Genomic DNA, 19449 nt, shown 5'->3' with positions numbered 1-19449 from the left:
CGCGTGATGCTGGATGTTGCCTGCAAACCTCAGATTTCCGTCTTGATCGTGGACGATTCCGCCTCGGCGCGTGCCATGCTCATGCGCATCGTGGAAACCGATCCGACATTGAAACTCTTCGCCACGGCGGCGGATGCCTTCATCGCGGTCTCGAAAATGCAAGCGGGTCTGCCCGATGTCATGCTGCTGGATATGGAACTGCCGCGCATGTCCGGGCTGGATTTCCTGCGCAAGATCATGGCCCAACGGCCTATCCCCGTGGTGATCCGCACCATGTCCGCCTCTGCGCCCATTTCGCGTATCCTGGGCAATTCGCTGATCACGCGAGAGCCAAAGATCGATGAATTCTCCATCGAATTGGCCCGCATCGCGTCAACCGCCGACGAACAACTCAAATCGCTTCAGGACCGCCTTGAAATCATCGAGCACGATATGACGGATCTTGATCTTGGGTCTCTCAACCTGTCGCGAGACATGACGGAAACGGTCGGTCCGGCCCTTCGCGGTCTGGAAGAGCAAGTCAGCAAGACTCAACGCGACCGTCACGACTTGGCCGCCGGAAACGCCGTGATCGAAACCGGAATGCGGGACATATTCGCCGAGGTTTCCGCCATCGTCGGCGAACTTCAGAGAGGGGACTCCGTCCGGCAACGTCTGGAACATATCAATGTCATCGCGCGCGCCGCTCTCGGCGCCGCGCTGGCGCAAGAGCGTCAGGACGCCTCCGACGCTCTCACATATCTCGCCGTCTGTCAGGCTGAAGAAAGCCGTGATGACATCACGGGCGATGTCCAGTCGGTGCTCCAACGGCTGACGGCCATACACCTCCGGGCCGAACAGGTTCTCTCCGCTGCGGAACAGGTCTATCTTGATCCGAACGACACCCAGAGAAAGCGCGTTTCGGCGATGATTGCCTGCGCCGATAGCCTGTCTGCGGCTCTGACGTCGTCACAGGTCAATCTGGACACGCTCCTGCGGATCACCCGGATGACCCAAGACCATATCGAGGCGATTCAGGGTCTCGCCGCTGATATGGGGCTGCTGGATCATCAAATCCGATTGCTCGGGCTCAATACATTCATCGTCTGCTGCAACATCGGCTCCGAGGCCTGTGCCTTGCAGGAACTCTCGCGTCAGGTTCTGTCGTTGACGAGAACTTCCAACGAGATCTTTGATCAGATCGACGCGACGACCACGGCACTTGCCGCGACACCCATGCCCGATGTCCTGCGCGCCGCCGACACGATGTCGCGCACAATCGCCATCGCGTGTGACCTCACAGAACGGCTGCAGGGCACCGATCAGGCGGTCGGTGGGGTCAAGGCGGCCTGTGCCAGAGAGGGCTATGCCCTCAAGACCGCTCTGCTCGCCAGCCACAAGGCCCTGTCTTCTTTCGAGAGGGCTGACTCCGATCTTGCCTCCTTCATCTCGGATCTTCATGGCCTGATTTCACCCGCCAACTGCGGGCGGACCGAATATGATGTTCTTGCCTCAGAACAGGGTCGTTTGGATCAACTCTATGCGATCTATACGATGGGATCCGAGCGCCGGGGCCATGACCGTGTTTTCTCGGGCAAATCAGATTTTCCAGTGCCACACGCCACCGCACCGCAAGACTCAAGCGACGCATTGGCGGATGTTTTCTTCTGAACGCGGCGCTGCATTTTCGCACAAGTCTGAGCATCGCATGAACGTACGGTGGGACCGCACATCCGTACGGTCAGCCTCAAACGGCTCAATCTACCCGCGCCAAGCAGGCGCGGGTAGATGCGAGAAGTTTGAGATTACTTTTAAGTGTTGTTAATCCGATGGTTATGGTGCAAAGCTCACGCAGGAAGGTGAATTTTGAAGCGCTCCCTGATCTCCGCGTCTGTCACTGGATCAAACCGCGCCGACGCGCGCTCTGACAGAATTTTCTCTTTCTTTTCAGTGGCTTTTGCGATCAAATCAGGTTTTCCCAACTCATCCCATTCCTTGGGCGAGGATCGGTTGGCGAGGCAGGGATAGAGATAATCCGTCTGCATCCTGCTAAGTGTTTGTTCTGCCCCAAGAAAATGACCGGGACCGCCAATACAGGTGGCGCGGATCACCTCAAGGCTCAGCGTGTCCTCATCCACCTCAATCCCCCGCGTGCACCTGAGGGCCTGCCCAATGAGATCGTCGCCAAGTATCAGTGATTCAAGGCAAAATCCCAACAGAGAGGCATGCATTCCCGCCGCCTCATAGACCATGTTGAGCCCCGAAAGCCCGGCCATGACATTCGACGTCGCCTGCTCCCAACCAGCCTGCATATCCGGCAGTTTCGCATCCGCAATCCCCGCCGCCGCCCCCCCCGGCAACCCATAATACTTGTGCATTTGCGCACAGCCAGCGGTCAAAAGCGCCTGCTCACCCGATCCGCCCGACATCGCTCCGGTGCGCAGATCACTGACAAATGGCCAGGTGCCAAAGATCGCCGGAAAGCCCGGTTTGATCGCGTTGACATAGACCAGTCCTGCCAGACATTCCGCCGTCGCCTGCACGATGGCTCCAGCTATGGGGGCGGGTGCGGTGGCCCCAGCCTGGCCTGCCGAGAGCAGTAGAACGGGCATTCCGCCGCGAATACATTCCTCCATCACAAGGCAAGACTCGGTGGCGAACTTCATCGGTGGAACGACGAAGCAATTGGAATTGCTGACAAAAGGCCGCTCGCGCCATTTGTCTTCACCGCCCGCAATGAGGTGAAGCATCTGCATTGCATCGGCCACAAAACCCGGCTCAGTAAAGGACACACCTACGTGTTTCGTGGTCCCCGCACAGCAGGCATAGAGCGTGTTCAGATCCATCTCGCGGTTGTCGACAATATCTCGGCACACCATGGGACGCTGCACGAAATGGATGTTGTCGAGCTGATCAGCGATGCGGGCGGCATCGTGCAGGTCCTGCACCGTGCATTCGCGATATGTGCGATTATGCACATCAACCAGATGCACCGCCGCGCCCGCCGTGCCATAATGCACCCGATTGCCTTGCAAGAGCATGTCATGTTTGGGATCGCGACCAAACAGCGTCATCGACCGGTTTGCGCGTGCAATCGTGTCCTCAATCAGCGCCCTCGGGAACCGAATGCGTCCATCCGACCCGAGAATAGCCCCCGCACCCGTCAAATAGGCCACCCCAGACGGCGGCGCATCGGCGAGGCCGATCTGTTCGAGCGCGTCCAGAACGGCGTGATGAATGCGGTCCATCTGCACTTGGCTCAGCGGACGATAGGTGCCGCCCTCTTGCCCCGGATGGACGGGGCGCAGATTGGCGGCGAGGGGGTTGGAGCGGGCCTCACGGCGGGCCGCGCGGCCACCTGCGCGGCGCGTGATTGTTTCGGTCATATCTCAGAATTCCTGTTAAAGAAGAACGGGTTGGCTGTGCTTATCTCAGATCAACACAGGGCGCCCGCGCGCCGCTCTGCCCCGTTCCGCACCGATGGTGCGGACAACAAGTGCGATCTTGCTGCGTGGGTGCATGAGGCTCTCCTTCAGAACACACCCAGAGCATCTGATTCTGCATCTGCTGTCTGTCCCATTTCCGACCCGTGTCGCAAATGCGCCCCCGATCGTCGTGCTTGACGGGTGCTGCGGCGGGGGCTAGGACAGCATGATGAGCACCGCACCTTGCATTATCTGCTGCAATATCACCTGAGTTTTCTCAGGCGGGCCGGTCTTGTGTTTCCAAGTGATCACGAAGTTGCTAAGCCCGCCGCGGGACCGCGCGCGAGGACAAAATGACAACGATCAAACTGCACAACACCAAGACCCGGCGGAAAGAGGTTTTCGAGCCTCTCGATAAAGATAACGTGCGGATGTATGTCTGTGGGCCCACGGTCTATGACCGGGCGCATCTTGGCAATGCGCGCCCCGTGGTGGTGTTCGACGTGCTCTATCGTTTGCTGCGCCATGTCTACGGGCCGGAGCACGTGACCTATGTGCGCAACTTCACCGATGTGGACGACAAGATCAACGCCCGCGCCGCCGAGAGCGGGCGTTCGATTTCCGAGATCACAGCGGAAACGACGCAATGGTTTCTGGACGATATGGCGGCCTTGGGGGCGCTGGAACCCTCCATTCGAAATGATCCGGACCACCAAAAGGCGATGCCGCGCGCGACGCAATATATCCCGCAGATGGTGGCGATGATCGAAGGGCTGATCGCCAAGGGCCATGCCTATGAGGCGGAAGGCCATGTGCTCTTTGCTGTGGATAGCTGGCGCGAGCACTATGGCAAACTGTCGGGGCGGTCGGTCGATGACATGATCGCAGGCGCGCGGGTCGAGGTAGCACCGTATAAGCGCAACCCGATGGATTTTGTGCTGTGGAAACCGTCGAGCGATGATTTGCCGGGGTGGGACAGCCCGTGGGGGCGCGGACGGCCCGGCTGGCATATCGAATGCTCGGCCATGGCGCATGAGCTCTTGGGCGAGAGTTTCGACATTCACGGCGGCGGCAATGACCTGATGTTCCCGCACCACGAGAACGAGATCGCCCAAAGCTGCTGTGCGCATCCCGAGGGGGAATTCGCGCGCTACTGGCTGCATAACGAGATGCTGCAGGTCGAGGGCAAGAAGATGTCCAAGAGCTTGGGCAATTTCTTTACGGTGCGGGATTTGCTGGAGCAGGGCATACCGGGCGAGGTGATCCGGTTCGTGTTCCTCTCCACGCATTACCGCAAGCCGATGGATTGGACGGCGGAGAAGGCGCGGGAGGCGAAGGAAACGCTTTGGAAATGGCAAAATCTCACAGATGGAGCTGAGCGCAACCGTCGGCCCTATCTAGACGTCATTGAAGCATTGTCGGATGATCTGAACACTTCCCTTGCGATTTCATTGCTTCACCAGAAATTCAAGGAAGCAAGGACACAGGACGACGCAAACCGTTTCTTCAGTACTCTTAGTCTTTTGGGCATTGGGCAAAACTGGCGCGATGGCGTTCGCAAATCAGTCGAAAAGGCGTTCACGACATCAGGCTTATTGGACCGATTGATCGAGCAAATGGAAGAAGCGAGGGCCAAGAAAGATTGGAAGACTTCTGATCAAATACGTGATGCTTTGTTGGAGGCAGATGTGCGTATTCAGGTAACAGCTAAAGGTATAAAGCGAGAATTAGGCCCCGATTTCGACCCCACCAAGCTGGAGGCGTTGAAGTGACGCGCCATTCTGCACACCGCCTGCCTGCCGCGCGATGCCCGACCGCAGGGGGGGCGCTGCAGCCGATGTTTGGTGCAGTTTATGGTCGCCAAATACATCCAACGATGGCGCGAGACTGCCACGTTGCAAAAGCGCCCGCCCGGGGGGGCGGTCGGGCGCTGCGCGGCGGCACCTGCGGTGCCTTGATTCCGCGCGGGGGTGCTAAATGACCGGCGAGCGCCTCTACCTTTACGACACCACCCTGCGCGATGGGCAGCAGACGCAGGGCGTGAGCTTTTCCACGCAGGAGAAAATCCAGATCGCCCACGCGCTTGACCGGCTGGGGGTCGATTACATCGAAGGCGGCTGGCCGGGGGCGAACCCGACGGACAATGCCTTTTTCGAGGATGCCCCCGCCACGCGCGCGACGATGACCGCCTTTGGCATGACCAAACGCGCCGGGCGCTCAGCTGAGAATGACGAGGTCTTGGCGGCGGTGCTGAACGCCGGGACCAAAGCGGTCTGCCTCGTGGGCAAGACCCATGATTTCCACGTCACAACCGCCCTCGGGCTCAGCCTTGCGGAAAACACCGACAATATCGCCCGCTCCATCGCGCATGTCGTCGCCGAGGGGCGCGAGGCGTTGTTCGATGCCGAGCATTTCTTTGACGGCTATCAGGCCAATCCCGCCTATGCGCTGAGTTGCCTGCGCGCTGCGATGGACGCGGGCGCGCGGTGGGTCGTGCTCTGCGATACGAACGGCGGCACGCTGCCGCCTGAAATCGGGCGTATCGTGACCGAGGTGATAGCGGCGGGTATTCCCGGCGCGCGGCTTGGCATTCACACCCATGACGACACCGGCAATGCGGTTGCGGGCAGTCTGGCGGCGGTAGACGCAGGCGTGCGGCAAGTGCAGGGCACGCTCAATGGTTTGGGCGAGCGTTGCGGCAATGCCAATCTGACCACGCTTATTCCGACCCTGCTGCTCAAGGAACCCTATGCCAGCGGCTATGAGACAGGCGTTACGCTTGACGGGTTGCGTGGCCTGACTGCCATAAGCCGCCAGTTGGACGAGATCCTCAATCGCGTGCCGCTGCGGCAGGCGGCCTATGTGGGGGCCTCGGCCTTTGCTCATAAGGCGGGGCTGCATGCCAGTGCCATCCTCAAGGACCCTTCGACCTATGAGCATGTCGACCCTGCCGCCGTTGGCAATGCGCGCATTATTCCGATGTCCAATCAGGCGGGCCAATCGAACCTGCGCCAGCGTCTGAGCGAGGCGGGGATTGTGGTGGAGCCGGGTGATCCGGCGCTGGCGCGGCTGCTGGAAACGATCAAGGCGCGCGAAGAAGAGGGCTATACCTATGACAGCGCGCAGGCGAGTTTCGAAATCCTCGCGCGCAAGGAGCTGGGTCAGATGCCCAACTTCTTTGAGGTCAAGCGCTACAAGGTGACGGTAGAGCGGCGCAAGAACAAGTATGACCGCATGGTCAGCCTCTCGGAGGCGGTGGTTGTGGTCAAGGTGGACGGTGACAAGAAGCTGTCGGTGTCCGAGTCGATGGACGATCACGGCTGTGACCGCGGGCCGGTCAATGCGCTGGCCAAGGCACTGGCCAAGGATCTGGGCCGCTATCAGGGCCAGATCGACGATATGCGGCTGGTGGATTTTAAAGTGCGCATCACCCAAGGCGGCACCGAGGCCGCGACGCGCGTCATCATCGACAGTGAGGACGGGCAGGGGCGGCGCTGGTCCACGGTGGGGGTCAGCCCCAATATCGTGGACGCCAGTTTCGAGGCGCTGCTGGATGCGATCAACTGGAAGCTCTTGCACGGGCAGGGGGCGGCGTGAGCCAAAGTTTTGACGCGGATCTAACCGCCTGTGCCGATTTGGTGCGCCGGGCCGATCCTGAGCGGTTTCTGGCAGCGATGGCGGCACCTGTTGCGGCACGCGCAGTGCTCTTTCCGGTCTATGCCTTCAATATCGAGGTGGCGCGCGCGCCCTGGGTCACGCAAGAGCCGATGATCGCTGAGATGCGGCTGCAATGGTGGGCCGATGCGCTGGAGGAAATCGCGGCGGGCGGCCTTATGCGGCGGCATGAGGTGGTGACGCCTTTGGCGCATGTGCTGGATGCGTCCGGGGCCGCGCTGCTGACGGATCTGGTTGAGGCGCGGCGATGGGACATTACGCGCGAGCCTTTCGAGGATGCCGCTGCCTTTACCCACTATATTGAGACCACATCGGGCAATCTCTTGCAGGCGGCGGCGCTTGCGCTTGGTCCGGCGGCGCCGGAGGTGCTGCGCGATGCGGGCTATGCCCTTGGCCTTGCCAATTGGTTTCGCGCCATTCCGGCGCTGGAGGCGGCGGGGCGCAAGCCCTTGGTGGATGGTCGCCCCGAGGCCGTACGGGCCTTGGCCAAGGACGGGTTGGCGCGGCTGCGCCGTGCGCGGGCTGCACGACGGCAGGTGTCACGCGCGGCAGGGGCGGCGCTCTTGCCGCTCTGGCTGGCGGGGCCGGTGCTGCGGCAAGCGCTACGTGATCCGCGGGCGGTGGCCGAGGGGCGACTTGGTGTGGCACCCGCCCGTGCGCAGCTCAGCTTGCTGGCACGCAGTTTGACGGGGCGCTGGTAGGCGGATCAGGCCAAGAGGTTGCGCACCTGTGCGAGGATTGCGCCGATCGAGGGGCTTTCGCGATTGGCACGGGTCATGACCAAAAGGCCCACCATGAGCCCTTGCAGGACTTTGGCGGTTTCCGTGATTTGAGCCTCGGTCCGATTTTCGAGATTGTCCTGAGCTAGGCAGTCAACAAAGAAGGCTTCGACCTGCCCCATGCTGTCTTCGATCAAGGCGGCGATTTCATCATCATGGGGGGCGAGTTCCATGGCTGAATTCACCATCAGGCAACCTCCCGGCATCGTGTCATTGCCTCTGGCAATGGCGTCGAATGTTGCAAGAATTGTGTCACGCGGTGCTCGGTCCTGTCGGAGTTTCATGAGAAACCCGACCCTGTAGCTCTGATCGTAATGTTTCAGGGCCCTTAGGAAGAGGTCACGCTTATTGCCAAACCCGGCGTAAAGACTGCCACGGTTGAGACCCGTGGCCAATACCAGATCAGCGATAGAGGTACCCTGATAGCCCTGTGTCCAAAAGGCGAGCATGGCAGACTCGAGCACTTCAGCTTCATCATAGGACTTTTCCCAAGGCATGGTTGATCCGTCTATGTCGGCATGATTAGGGATTAAACCGGCCACCCAATAGTCACAACGTTAGAACTTCCCCGACACCTTGGACAAGGGTGAGTAATGGGCCCTTGCCCAAGATGCCGGGTGCTCGTGGTCCGTCCCACGACAGTCTGCGGAGCGGCACCTGTTCTTGAGTGATGGCGCAATGTGCCTTCGACCACATGACTTTGTTTGGAATGATCGGTCAAATAACATTTTTGTGGGCGGCGTTAATTTTCTCAGCTTGCCCAATGGGATTGTGTGGCAATCCTGGCGTGCCAGCGAGCTCGGGATGCTGGGAGACATACCGTGCCTTGATCACCTCGGATGTGCCGCGGCTGTTGTCATGGCTCCAGCCCGGCGGCATCAGACAGTATTGTGCCCGCTCTCGCCAAGAAAGACCCGGCTGCAACACGTCGCGGAAAATCCCGACCCACTCATGAAAGGCAACGCGAAGAGGATTGAAAGTGCCGAGGTTGTGGACGAGCCCGTAATCAACCTTGTCTTCGTCCAGTTCAGGCACGAATGTGCCAAATAGCTTGTCCCAGATGATGAAGACACCGGCGTAGTTGCAATCAAGATAGCGCGGGTTTCGCCCGTGATGCACGCGGTGGTGCGAGGGCGTGTTCATTACAGCCTCGAACCAGCGCGGAAGGCGTCCAATCGTTTCAGTGTGAATCCAGAATTGATAGATCAGGTTCATACCACCTACGAATAGAACCATCGCGGGGTGAAACCCCAACAGGATCAACGGCGCACGCAGGATCATCATAAAGGTGAATGTTCCGGTCCAGGTTTGACGCAACGCGGTCGTCAGATTGTAATGCTGCGAAGAATGGTGATTGACATGGCTCGCCCAAACCCAACGAACGCGGTGACCAAAGCGATGCACCCAGTAATAGCTCAGATCGTCCAGCACAAAGCAGAGCGCAACGATCCAAAGAGAGGTCCCCAGATCAAACGGTGTGATCCGCCAGAGCAGCATGAAAAGCCCATAGGCGATGAAGCCGAACAGAATACCAGAGGCCACATTGCCGGCACCCATGACAAGCGAGGTCAACGCGTCGCGTGTCTCGTATCGCCCGCCACGCCCTTTGAAGGTGATCCAGAGAAGTTCTGCGAGAATCGCGGCGATGAAAAACGGTACGGCCCAGTTCACCACATCGGGAAAGCTTATCATGTCCGTCATGCTGGTTCCTTCAGGGTTTCGAGCCAGCGAGCCGCTTCGTCAGGGTCCAGAGACAGGCCTATGCGCGGAGCTGTGAAATCGGGTAGGTTGATGCGCAGGCCCTTTGCGTCGGCGGTGATGTGTGCTTGGGTCAGATAACGAGCCGTCGTATCCGCGCCCATCGGCCAAACGACGCCGTAGCCTTGCTCGGTTTTGACCAATGCGGCCAAGCGGTTTTGGCATAGGATGACGCGGGTGGGTCTATGTCCGGGAAACTCGCGCAGCCATGCCCTGCTTGCGGCGCCCTCGTCGGCTAGGATTGCTCTGTGCGAAAGACCAAGCACATGCAAAAGCACCGCAATGCCCGCTATTCCAAGCACAACCATCGGCAACAGGATGCTCAACGGCATGGTATCCTCCCTCGCCACAAGTTTAGCCAAAGAATTTATGAACTTGTCAAACGTGGCGTTACGTCATCCGCCTGAGATCGAGGCAGGCGGAACCCGTCGTCGTCCCTCGCGCCACAGAAGGAGGGCCGCGCCGCAGAGGATCACAGCCGCACCAAGTAGGGACACGGTGTCAGGCCAGACACCGAACACCACCCCGTCATAGATCCCGGCAAAGATGAGCGCGGTGTAAAAGAACGGGGCCACATAGCTCGCATCCCCCCGTGCCATGGCATTGACAAAACAGGTCTGCGCCGCTGCCATCAGGACACCAATCGCCGCAAGCGCCGCCCATTGTGCCGCATTGGGAGCCTGCCAGACCCAGACAACGGCAAGGCTGGCGATTGTGAGACCAATGGCATTGTTGACGAGCAAAATCTGCCACGGACCCTCGCGTCCCGACAGGCGTTTGATAAAGATCAGTTCCGCCCCAAGGCAGAGCGCGGCCCCAAGTGCCAGTATCGCGCCAAATTCGACGATCCCGCTACCCGGACGCATCAGAATTGCCGCACCAATCAAGGCGATGCCCGCCGCCGCCCATCGAACCGGACCCACGCGTTCGCCCAAAAGCGGGATTGCCAGCATCATGCCAAACACCGGGTTGAGAAAGCTGATCGCGGTTGCATCCGAGAGAGGAATAAAAGCCGCTGCGGCGAACATTAACGTGACCCCCGCCCAGCCAAGGCTTGATCGCTTGGTGTGGGTGGCAAAGTCAGGACGGGTCATGCGCGGCCGCTTCACCCCAATCATCGTGCCAATCACGAGGAACGCAAAAAGAAATCTTCCATGGCTGATCTGCAGCGCAGGCAGCGGTGTACCGAGCGCCCCGGTCCCTATCGCCTTGGCCAAAAGCGTTGTGCCCGCGAGCAAAGCGGCGGCCAGAAGGGTAAGCAAGGCCGCAAGGACAGGATCTTGTGCGCGCGGATGGAACATCACGACAGCTTTGCCGCGCCGCTCGATGCACTGCAAGTTCGAAGCAGCCGACACGGTCCAATAAAATTTTGCGGCTCTCATTCCAAAAACGACAGGATGTCGTCGTTTGCCAATCACGCCCTCGATATCCGTGGTCAGTCTTACGAAAAATTGGAACGACACGATGCACCAACGCCGCATTCCTGAATGGCTCCGCCATGCACCCGCGCCCTCCGTTCGAGGTTTCGCCACGCTGGCAGGCACTGAGGCGATGGCGCGTGGCATCCTGATATCCGTTATGCCGCTCGAGATGTACCGCGCCCTCCGGGACGCGGCACTCGTGTCCGAGGTCTATTTCCTTGTGGGTATCTTGTCGCTTGTCACCGGGCTTATGGTGCCGTTCGTTTCACGCTTCATGCCGCGTCGCTGGATCTACGTTATGGGCTGTGCGATGTTTGCGGGGGGCGCAACCTTGGGGGCACAGGGCGGTGCATTGGGCATGATCGGCGCGCTGGCTCTTATCACCGCCGCGACGGTCACCGTCTTTGTCTGCTTTAATGCCTATGTCCTCGATTTCATCGCCAAGACTGAGCTCGGTCGATGCGAGACGTCGCGCATGTTCTACAGTGCGCTAGGCTGGACGGTGGGGCCATGGCTCGGCGTTACACTTCTGGGTGTCTGGCGACCGTTGCCCTTTATGATTGCCGGGGTGGCCGCGCTCACGATGATGGTGCTCTTTCTCTATATGCGGCTCGGGAATGGACGCCTGATCACCCGCGCACGCCGTCCGGCTCCCAATCCGCTTGCCTGGATGCCAAGGTTTTTTGCACAGCCCCGATTGGTGGCCGGCTGGATTTTTGCCGTAATCCGCTCCTGCGGGTGGTGGGCCTATGTGGTCTATTTGCCGATCTTCGCGCTTGAGCAGGGATTGGGCGAAGATCTCGGCGGTATGCTGCTCTCTGTCTCGAATGGCATGCTGTTTCTGACGCCGCTGATGCTGCGCTGGATGCAGCGTCGGTCTATCCGCCATGCTGTTCGGGCAGGATTTTTGATGTCGGGGCTGCTATTTGTCTTTGGCGCGGCGCTGAGCGGCTTGCCCTGGGTTACAGTGGCCTGCCTCGCCTGCGCATCTGTTTTCTTGGTGTTGCTGGATGTCTCGGCGGGATTGCCATTTCTGATGGCGGTAAAACCATCAGAGCGCACCGAGATGTCGGCCATCTACGCAAGTTTCCGCGACGTGTCGGGCATTCTCACGCCAGGGGCGGCCTGGCTGGTGCTGCTCATCGCCCCATTGCCGGGAATCTTTGTGGTATCGGGTGTTGGCCTCATGGGGTGCTGGCATCTGGCGCGGCGGCTGCATCCGCGACTGGGGGCTGTGCGTGTGGCAATGGAACAGGGACCATCTCTCAATATTCCGCTTCCCTTGAGCCAAAAGACCGGCTAGATCACGACCTATGATCACGCACGCAACATATGCCCAGACCCGACGCCGACGCTTCTGCGCCTGACGTTCTTTCGTCTTGTGATCCCGGCGCGTCTGCGTGCCAAATCCCCGAATGGTCCCAAATGATTGACTTGGCCTCGCCCTTGCGGCACTCAAAGGGCCTCTTTGACAAGGATATAGCCATGATCCCTTCGATCCTGCCAACCTATAATCGCGCACCGCTTTCTTTCGTCAAGGGCGAGGGAACCTGGTTGATCGAAGCTGACGGGCGACGGTTTCTCGATCTGGGCGCGGGTATTGCCGTCAATGCCATGGGGCATGCCCATCCAGCACTTGTGGCGGCGCTGACAGAACAAGCGGGCGCACTTTGGCATACCTCGAACCTCTACCAGATCCCCAAGCAACAGGAACTGGCGGACCGGCTGGTTGCGGCCACGTTCGCCGACACGGTGTTCTTCACCAATTCCGGGACTGAGGCGTGCGAATTGGCGGTCAAGATGGCGCGCAAACAATTCTATGACGCGGGCCAGCCTGAGCGCACAGATATCATCGCCTTTGAGGGTTCGTTTCATGGGCGCTCTGCGGCGGGAATCGCCGCGGCAGGCTCGGAGAAAATGACAAAGGGTTTTGGACCGCTATTGCCCGGTTTCAAGCATGTCGCTTGGGGCGATCACGATGCTCTGCATGCGGCCATTGATGAGAATACGGCCGCAATACTAATCGAGCCCGTGCAGGGTGAGGGCGGCATCCGCCCGTTGCCAGATCAATGCCTCAAGGGCCTGCGTGCGCTCTGCGACGAGACGGGAATCCTGCTCATACTTGACGAGGTGCAGTGCGGTATGGGGCGAACGGGGCGGCTCTTTGCACATGAATGGGCCGGCGTCACGCCTGATATCATGATGGTTGCCAAAGGCATCGGCGGAGGTTTCCCTTTGGGTGCGGTGTTGGCAACGGAACACGCGGCCTCCGGTATGACTGCGGGCACGCATGGGTCCACCTATGGCGGCAATCCTTTGGGATGCGCCGTTGGCTGCGCTGTAATGGAGCATGTGGCAAATTCTGAATTTCTGGCAGAGGTGAACCGCAAGGCGGGTCTGATGCGACAGAGACTTGAAGGTCTGGTGGCAGCCCATCCAACTATATTCGAGGCGGTGCGGGGCATGGGGCTCATGCTGGGTCTCAAATGCCGGGTGCTGAATACGGATGTGGTTCAAGCAGGATATGCTGCGCTCATTGCCACGGTGCCTGCTGCCGACAATGTCCTGCGCCTATTGCCTCCGCTCACCATCACCGATGATGAAATAGCCGAAGCCGTGGCGCGCCTTGATGCGGTCGCAACGACCTTGGAATGCGCGTGATTTCTTCGTTCCCAAAATACTCCGGGGGTTTGGGGGGGCTGGCCCCCAAGCAACCTCCCAGGAAGAAGCGATACGTCCATGACCCATTTTCTAGATATCCACAAAACATCTAAAGCTGACCTCCGGGCTATGATTGATCAGGCCCGCAGCATGAAAGAGGCCCGCGCTGACCGCCCGCGCGGCACGCCGGATGACGAGCAACCGCTGGCCGGGCGCATGGTGGCGCTCATCTTCGAAAAACCTTCAACCCGGACCCGCGTTTCCTTTGATGTGGGCGTCCGGCAGATGGGCGGGCAGACTTTGGTGCTTTCGGGGGCCGATATGCAATTGGGGCATGGGGAAACCATTGCCGACACCGCGCGTGTCATGAGTCGATATGTCGATTTGATCATGATCCGGACCTTTGATGAATCCGTTCTTCTTGAAATGGCGGAGCATGCCGATGTGCCGGTGATCAACGGCCTCACGGACCGCACCCATCCCTGCCAGATCATGGCTGATATCCTGACCTACGAGGAACACCGCGGCCCGATCCAAGGCAAAAAGGTCGTTTGGTCCGGCGATGGCAACAATGTCTGTGCCTCCTTGCTGCACGCCGCTGGGCAATTCGGGTTCGACCTGACGTTTACCGGCCCGATGCAGCTTGACCCGGAGCCGGAGTTCATCGGCCTTGCGCGCAAGGCAGGCAGCACGATCACGATTGAGCGCGATCCGTTCAAGGCTGTCGACGGGGCCGACCTTGTCGTCACGGACACCTGGGTCAGTATGCATGACAGCCAGTCCATGAAGGAGCGCCGCCATAACATGCTCCGGCCCTATCAGGTCAATGACAAACTGATGGCAGCGGCGAAGCCCGATGCGCTTTTCATGCACTGCCTGCCGGCTCATCGTGGCGAAGAGGTGACGTCTGATGTGATGGATGGACCGACCTCCGTAATCTTTGATGAGGCGGAGAATCGCCTTCATGCACAGAAAGCTGTCATGCGCTGGTGTCTTGGGGTGTGAAGACACAGCCGCTTGCAATACCGTCCCTAATCCGCTTAGCCTGACATCGTGGCGTTAGCGGTATCAGGGGGGCGAATGGCGCAGGCGCAGATCGGCATCTACGGACTTGGGACAATGGGCAGCGCCTTGGCGCTCAACATGGCCGAGCACGGCTTTGATGTGGCTGTGACCAATCGTGAGACTGATTGGATCGCGCCTTTCGTTGAAGAAGCATCTGCGTTCTCAGCACGGCTGTACCCAAAGGAGCGGCTGACGGATTTTGTCGCAGCCCTCAGGACACCGCGCGTCATCCTCTTCATGATCCCATCGGGTGCGCCGATGGACGCGATGCTGGAAGAGATTACCCCTTTGCTTAGCCCCGGCGACACCGTCATTGACGGCGGCAATGCCGATTTTCACGATACCCGCCGTCGTGCAGCCCAATTGACTGAACGCGATCTGCATTTCGTCGGCTTGGGGGTGTCTGGCGGCGAGGCGGGCGCACGTCATGGCCCGTCGATGATGCTGGGCGGGAGCCGCCACAGTTGGGCGCAACTAGAGCCAATCCTGACTTCCATCGCCGCGACATATGATGGCACACCTTGCGTAGCGCATCTGGGGCCGGACGGGGCGGGGCATTTCGTCAAGACCGTGCACAACGGCATTGAATATGCCGATATGCAAGTGATCGCCGAAATATACAGCCTGCTCCGCAACGGATCCGCGATGCCCCCCGCCGAGATTGGCGCGCTCTTTGCCGATTGGGATCGTGGACTTTTGAAATCCTATCTGGTCGAGATCACGGCCCAGCTTTTGACCTACACCGATCCCGAAACAGGGCATCCGATGGTCGACGTGATCAAGGATGCGGCGGGGCAAAAGGGCACCGGGCGCTGGACCGTGATCGAGGCGCTGCGTATGGGTCAGTCGGCCAGCATGATCGAGGCCGCGGTGGGCGCACGGGGCTGGTCTTCGGAAAAGGACACTCGGCAGCGGGCCGAGACCCTTCTTGGTGGGGCGGTCGGAGCTTTTGATGGCACGCCCGAAGTGCTGGCCGAGGCTTTTCTCGCCGCGCGCATTCTCGCATATGCCCAAGGTTTTCGCATACTTTCAGCGGCGTCAGAGGAGTATCACTGGTCGCTTGATGCAGCCACCATTGCTCGTATCTGGCGGGCGGGCTGCATCATCCGCTCTGCCCTACTCGATGATATTGCTGCGGCGTTCGATCTGGGATTGCCGCAGGATGAGTTGATCTTGTCACCGCAAATGGCGCAGACCCTTTCTCGCTGCATCCCCTCGCTGCGGCAGGTGGTCTGTAGTGCGGTGCATGGCGGGCATCCGGTCCCAGCACTTTCGGCGGGACTCGCATGGTATGACAGTATGCGCCTGGGTCACGGCAGCGCCAATATCATTCAGGCGCAGCGTGACATGTTTGGCCATCACGGATTTGAACGTCTGGGTCGGACCGGGCTGCATCATGGTCCGTGGTGGGATTGAAACCGCGCGTCGGTTCTTCGTAGGTGGAGCAAGGTGAAGATGGATCAGGGATCTGGCTGGCCTTCGGGTTATGGTCGCAGGGTGTTGACCACGGTAGATAGCACCAATGCCGAAGCCGCGCGGCTCGCGCCCTACCTGACGGGGCCAGAATGGATATTGGCACATCAGCAGACAGCGGCGCGTGGGCGGCGAGGCCGGGCATGGGTCAATCCGGCAGGCAATTTTGCCGCCACTTTGGTGATGCGTCCGACCGAGAGTCCGGACCGTGTGGCGCTGCGGTCTTTCGTAGCGTCGCTGGCGCTCTTTGAGGCACTGGTCGCTGCCACCGGGCGGGCCGAGGTCTTTGCTCTCAAGTGGCCGAATGACGTGCTTCTGAACGGGGGCAAACTGGCGGGGATATTGCTGGAAAGCGCCGGGGCGGGGGGCAGCCTCAGCCATTTTGCCATCGGCATCGGGGTGAATCTGTGCAGCGCCCCTGACGTGTCCGAGGTCGAGCAAGGCGCGTTGCGGCCTGTATCGCTCCTGTCTGAGACCGGGATCGTTCTTGACCCTGAGGAGTTCCTGGACTTGCTCGCCCCCGCCTATGCGCGACTTGAGTCGCAGTTCGTCACCTATGGATTTGCGCCCATACGCACCGCTTGGTTGGCGCGGGCAGCGCGCCTAGGCGAAGTGATTACCGCCCGCACGACCCGCGAGGTCTATGAGGGCACGTTTCAAACGGTGGACGAGGCTGGCAATCTTGTTCTATTGACCGCAATGGGACGGCAGACGATCGCGGCCGCCGAAGTGTTTTTCTGACGAAAAGGGGCCGGGCGCATGCTCTTGGCGATTGATTGCGGCAATACCAACACGGTGTTTTCAATCTGGGACGGACAGAAATTTCTCTGCACGCTGCGCACCGCCACGGATCATCAACGCACTGCCGACCAGTATTTCGTCTGGTTCAAGACTTTACTGCACCACTACGGGATAAAGGCCGATATTAACGGCGTCATCATCTCGTCCACCGTGCCGCGCGTGGTGTTCAATCTCCGGGTGTTCTCGGATCGCTATTTCAATTGCCGCCCAATCGTGGTCGGCAAACCCGAGTGCCGCCTGCCCGTCGATGTGCGAGTGGATGCGGGCACCCAAGTGGGACCGGATCGACTGGTGAATACGGTGGCTGGATTCGACCTCTATGGCGGCGACCTGATCGTGGTGGATTTCGGCACCGCGACCACCTTTGACGTGATCGACAACGATGGGGCCTACATCGGCGGCGTGATCGCGCCGGGGGTCAACCTGTCGTTGCAGGCACTGCATGAAGCCGCCGCCGCCTTGCCCCATATCGACGTCACCAAACCAGAGCGCGTGATTGGCACGAATACCGTCGATTGCATGCAGTCCGGCGTATTCTGGGGTTATGTCGGTCTGATCAATGGGCTATGTGAACGGATAAAGGCCGAGCGTGGCCGCACCATGAGGGTGATCGCAACGGGTGGGCTGGCACCTCTCTTCCAGCAAGGTACGGACGTGTTCGACATGTTCGAGGACAATCTGACGATGCACGGCCTGACCGTGATATACGCATATAATAAGGAGGGCTGACGCCCCATGAGTAGCGAACGACTTATCTACCTGCCCCTCGGAGGGGCGGGCGAAATTGGTATGAACGCCTATGTCTACGGCTATGGTAAACCGGGCAAGGAGCGACTGATCCTTGTCGACTTGGGGGTTACTTTTCCGGATATGGACGGGACACCCGGGGTTGATCTGATCCTGCCAGATATCAGTTGGCTTGAGGCGCGTAAGGGGCAGCTTGAGGCGATCTTTATTACTCATGCACATGAGGATCACGTTGGCGCCGTCGCGCATTATTACGGGCGTCTTGGCGCGCCGGTGTACGCACGCGCGTTTACCGCCAATATCGCGCGCCGCAAAATGGAAGAACATGGCCACCCTGACAAGGCGGTCAAGACCGTTTCCCCTTGGCCAGAAACTGTGGCAGCGGGACCGTTCACGGTTGGATTCGTGCCGCTTTCGCACTCTATCCCGGAAAGCTCTGGTCTGGTGATTGATAGCGCCGGTGGGCGCATCGTGCATACCGGGGACTTCAAGATCGACCTCGATCCGGTGGTTGGAGAGCCGTTTGACCGTGATCTCTGGGCCAGCCTCTCAGAGCCGGGTGTCAAGGCGCTTGTTTGTGACTCTACCAATGTGTTTAGCCATCACGAAGGACGCTCCGAGAGCACAGTGGGCGGACCGATCACGGATCTGGTTGCGGCCTCCAAGGGTATGTTCGTTTGCACGACATTTGCCAGCAATGTTGCGCGCGTCAAATCGTTGGCCGAGGCTGGCGTCCGGGCGGGACGCTCTGTCTGTCTCATGGGACGTGCAATGCAGCGGATGATCGAGGCAGCGCAAGCCACAGGCGTGCTCAAGGGATTTCCCAAGACGATCAGTCCGGAAGAAGCGGGCTCCGTACCGCGCGACAGTCTGATGTTGATTGTCACCGGCAGTCAGGGCGAGCGGCGTGCGGCCAGTGCGCAACTTGCCAATGGCAAATACAACGGCATCGTCCTCAAGGATGGTGACACGTTCCTGTTCTCATCCAAGACCATTCCCGGTAACGAGCGCGGCGTCATTCGCATCATCAACCAATTTTCTGAAATGGGTGTCGATGTGGTCGAGGGCGATGACCGCTATCACGTCTCGGGCCATGCCAACCGCCCTGATCTCGATGAGATGCACAAGCTTATCAAACCGCAGATGGTCATTCCGATGCATGGTGAACATCGACACCTGCGCGAGCACGTCAAACTGGCCAATGCCAACCGGCTCAAGGGTGTTCTGGCAGTCAATGGGATGATGATTGATCTCAGTGGCACAGCACCCAAAATTGCTGAATATGTCGAGACCGGTCGCACCTATCTGGATGGGTCTGTGCAGGTGGGGGCGATGGATGGCGTGGTCCGGGACCGTATCCGAATGGCCTTGAACGGGCATGTGATGATCAATGTCATCCTCGATGAAGAAGACGAGCCTTTGGGTGAGCCTTGGGTCGAGGTCATGGGCCTTGCCGAGACTGGGCGCAGCCGCGCGCCCCTCGTAGATGTCCTGGAAGAGGATCTCGCGCAGTTCATGGGGCGGGCAGGGGCCAAGACACTGACTGACGATGACAAGCTCGAAGAGGGGTTGCGCCGTGTCGCACGGCAAAGCGCCCAGACCGAGATCGGCAAGCGGCCAGAGGTGACGGTGGTCATCAGTCGCCTGACGGTCTGAGCCAGAGAG

At 59.7% G+C, this 19449-nt stretch carries 16 protein-coding genes and 1 pseudogene; 12 read left to right on the top strand and 5 right to left on the bottom strand.

The features are described 5' to 3' along the window. Nucleotides 1–6: 6 nt before the first annotated feature. Nucleotides 7–288 (top strand): annotated as a pseudogene (locus ROS217_RS25130) (response regulator); the annotation flags it as partial. Nucleotides 289–1826: 1538 nt separating this feature from the next. Here the strand turns inward: ROS217_RS25130 and ROS217_RS17240 are convergent. After that, a complete protein-coding gene (locus ROS217_RS17240) occupies nucleotides 1827–3365 on the bottom strand; it encodes a trimethylamine methyltransferase family protein (protein ID WP_009819077.1) in 1539 nt (512 codons plus the stop codon). Nucleotides 3366–3757: 392 nt separating this feature from the next. On the opposite strand from ROS217_RS17240, the gene cysS reads away from it, so the two are divergent. From cysS to ROS217_RS17225, 3 genes are all read left to right on the top strand, one after another. Further along, entirely contained in the window at nucleotides 3758–5176 is a 1419-nt protein-coding gene (cysS, locus tag ROS217_RS17235) for a cysteine--tRNA ligase (protein ID WP_009819076.1), read from the top strand. A gap of 205 nt (nucleotides 5177–5381) precedes the next feature. After that, entirely contained in the window at nucleotides 5382–7001 is a 1620-nt protein-coding gene (gene cimA, locus ROS217_RS17230) for a citramalate synthase (RefSeq protein WP_009819075.1), read from the top strand. After that, complete coding sequence (locus tag ROS217_RS17225; RefSeq protein ID WP_009819074.1) at nucleotides 6998–7780, top strand: squalene/phytoene synthase family protein; 783 nt, start codon at nucleotides 6998–7000, stop codon at nucleotides 7778–7780. The genes cimA and ROS217_RS17225 overlap by 4 nt, the downstream gene beginning before the upstream one ends. Nucleotides 7781–7785: 5 nt before the next feature. On the opposite strand, the gene ROS217_RS23240 is transcribed toward ROS217_RS17225, so the two are convergent. From ROS217_RS23240 to ROS217_RS17205, 4 genes are all read right to left on the bottom strand, one after another. Continuing rightward, nucleotides 7786–8355, bottom strand: coding sequence for a TetR/AcrR family transcriptional regulator (locus ROS217_RS23240; RefSeq protein WP_009819073.1), 570 nt, complete (start codon nucleotides 8353–8355; stop codon nucleotides 7786–7788). A 220-nt stretch (nucleotides 8356–8575) separates the two neighbouring features. After that, a complete protein-coding gene (locus ROS217_RS17215; protein ID WP_009819072.1) occupies nucleotides 8576–9559 on the bottom strand; it encodes a sterol desaturase family protein in 984 nt (327 codons plus the stop codon). Next, entirely contained in the window at nucleotides 9556–9948 is a 393-nt protein-coding gene (locus ROS217_RS17210; RefSeq protein ID WP_009819071.1) for a hypothetical protein, read from the bottom strand. The genes ROS217_RS17215 and ROS217_RS17210 overlap by 4 nt, the downstream gene beginning before the upstream one ends. 63 nt (nucleotides 9949–10011) lie before the next feature. Continuing rightward, complete coding sequence (locus ROS217_RS17205) at nucleotides 10012–10854, bottom strand: DMT family transporter (protein ID WP_254656486.1); 843 nt, start codon at nucleotides 10852–10854, stop codon at nucleotides 10012–10014. On the opposite strand from ROS217_RS17205, the gene ROS217_RS24740 reads away from it, so the two are divergent. From ROS217_RS24740 to ROS217_RS17170, 8 genes are all read left to right on the top strand, one after another. Then, the gene (locus ROS217_RS24740; RefSeq protein ID WP_254656489.1) at nucleotides 10771–11103 is read left to right on the top strand and encodes a hypothetical protein; all 333 of its coding nucleotides are present in this window, start codon (nucleotides 10771–10773) and stop codon (nucleotides 11101–11103) included. The two genes, ROS217_RS17205 and ROS217_RS24740, sit on opposite strands and share 84 nt — an antisense overlap. Beyond that, nucleotides 11081–12340, top strand: coding sequence for an MFS transporter (locus tag ROS217_RS17200; protein WP_009819069.1), 1260 nt, complete (start codon nucleotides 11081–11083; stop codon nucleotides 12338–12340). The genes ROS217_RS24740 and ROS217_RS17200 overlap by 23 nt, the downstream gene beginning before the upstream one ends. A 182-nt stretch (nucleotides 12341–12522) precedes the next feature. Continuing rightward, the gene (locus tag ROS217_RS17195; protein WP_040651648.1) at nucleotides 12523–13698 is read left to right on the top strand and encodes an aspartate aminotransferase family protein; all 1176 of its coding nucleotides are present in this window, start codon (nucleotides 12523–12525) and stop codon (nucleotides 13696–13698) included. Nucleotides 13699–13776: 78 nt separating this feature from the next. Then, nucleotides 13777–14703, top strand: a complete 927-nt coding sequence (argF, locus tag ROS217_RS17190) for an ornithine carbamoyltransferase (protein WP_040650704.1) — start codon at nucleotides 13777–13779, stop codon at nucleotides 14701–14703. Between the two features lie 75 nt (nucleotides 14704–14778). Next, the gene (gene gndA, locus ROS217_RS17185) at nucleotides 14779–16179 is read left to right on the top strand and encodes an NADP-dependent phosphogluconate dehydrogenase (RefSeq protein WP_009819066.1); all 1401 of its coding nucleotides are present in this window, start codon (nucleotides 14779–14781) and stop codon (nucleotides 16177–16179) included. A 39-nt stretch (nucleotides 16180–16218) separates the two neighbouring features. Next, nucleotides 16219–16977 carry a biotin--[acetyl-CoA-carboxylase] ligase gene (locus tag ROS217_RS17180; protein WP_009819065.1) on the top strand — a complete coding sequence of 253 codons (759 nt, stop codon included), beginning with the start codon at nucleotides 16219–16221 and terminating at the stop codon, nucleotides 16975–16977. An 18-nt stretch (nucleotides 16978–16995) separates the two neighbouring features. Continuing rightward, nucleotides 16996–17766, top strand: a complete 771-nt coding sequence (locus tag ROS217_RS17175; protein ID WP_009819064.1) for a type III pantothenate kinase — start codon at nucleotides 16996–16998, stop codon at nucleotides 17764–17766. A 6-nt stretch (nucleotides 17767–17772) separates the two neighbouring features. Further along, nucleotides 17773–19440 (top strand): ribonuclease J, encoded by a 1668-nt coding sequence (locus ROS217_RS17170; protein WP_040650701.1) that lies wholly within the window; start codon nucleotides 17773–17775, stop codon nucleotides 19438–19440. Nucleotides 19441–19449: the final 9 nt, after the last annotated feature.

The sequence above is a fragment of the Roseovarius sp. 217 genome (assembly GCF_000152845.1).
GTDB lineage: Bacteria > Pseudomonadota > Alphaproteobacteria > Rhodobacterales > Rhodobacteraceae > Roseovarius.
The sequence above is the reverse complement of the archived record's forward strand: the minus strand, read 5'-3'. Positions and strand labels throughout refer to the sequence as shown.

Bases quoted from the DNA above. Each gene is read 5' to 3' on its own strand.
- ROS217_RS17240 (WP_009819077.1), bottom strand. From the start codon at position 3,365: ATGACCGAAACAATCACGCGCCGCGCAGGTGGCCGCGCGGCCCGCCGT.
- cysS (WP_009819076.1), top strand. From the start codon at position 3,758: ATGACAACGATCAAACTGCACAACACCAAGACCCGGCGGAAAGAGGTT.
- cimA (WP_009819075.1), top strand. From the start codon at position 5,382: ATGACCGGCGAGCGCCTCTACCTTTACGACACCACCCTGCGCGATGGG.
- ROS217_RS23240 (WP_009819073.1), bottom strand. From the start codon at position 8,355: ATGCCTTGGGAAAAGTCCTATGATGAAGCTGAAGTGCTCGAGTCTGCC.
- ROS217_RS17215 (WP_009819072.1), bottom strand. From the start codon at position 9,559: ATGACGGACATGATAAGCTTTCCCGATGTGGTGAACTGGGCCGTACCG.
- ROS217_RS17210 (WP_009819071.1), bottom strand. From the start codon at position 9,948: ATGCCGTTGAGCATCCTGTTGCCGATGGTTGTGCTTGGAATAGCGGGC.
- ROS217_RS24740 (WP_254656489.1), top strand. From the start codon at position 10,771: ATGGCTGATCTGCAGCGCAGGCAGCGGTGTACCGAGCGCCCCGGTCCC.
- ROS217_RS17200 (WP_009819069.1), top strand. From the start codon at position 11,081: ATGCACCAACGCCGCATTCCTGAATGGCTCCGCCATGCACCCGCGCCC.
- ROS217_RS17195 (WP_040651648.1), top strand. From the start codon at position 12,523: ATGATCCCTTCGATCCTGCCAACCTATAATCGCGCACCGCTTTCTTTC.
- argF (WP_040650704.1), top strand. From the start codon at position 13,777: ATGACCCATTTTCTAGATATCCACAAAACATCTAAAGCTGACCTCCGG.
- gndA (WP_009819066.1), top strand. From the start codon at position 14,779: ATGGCGCAGGCGCAGATCGGCATCTACGGACTTGGGACAATGGGCAGC.
- ROS217_RS17180 (WP_009819065.1), top strand. From the start codon at position 16,219: ATGGATCAGGGATCTGGCTGGCCTTCGGGTTATGGTCGCAGGGTGTTG.
- ROS217_RS17175 (WP_009819064.1), top strand. From the start codon at position 16,996: ATGCTCTTGGCGATTGATTGCGGCAATACCAACACGGTGTTTTCAATC.
- ROS217_RS17170 (WP_040650701.1), top strand. From the start codon at position 17,773: ATGAGTAGCGAACGACTTATCTACCTGCCCCTCGGAGGGGCGGGCGAA.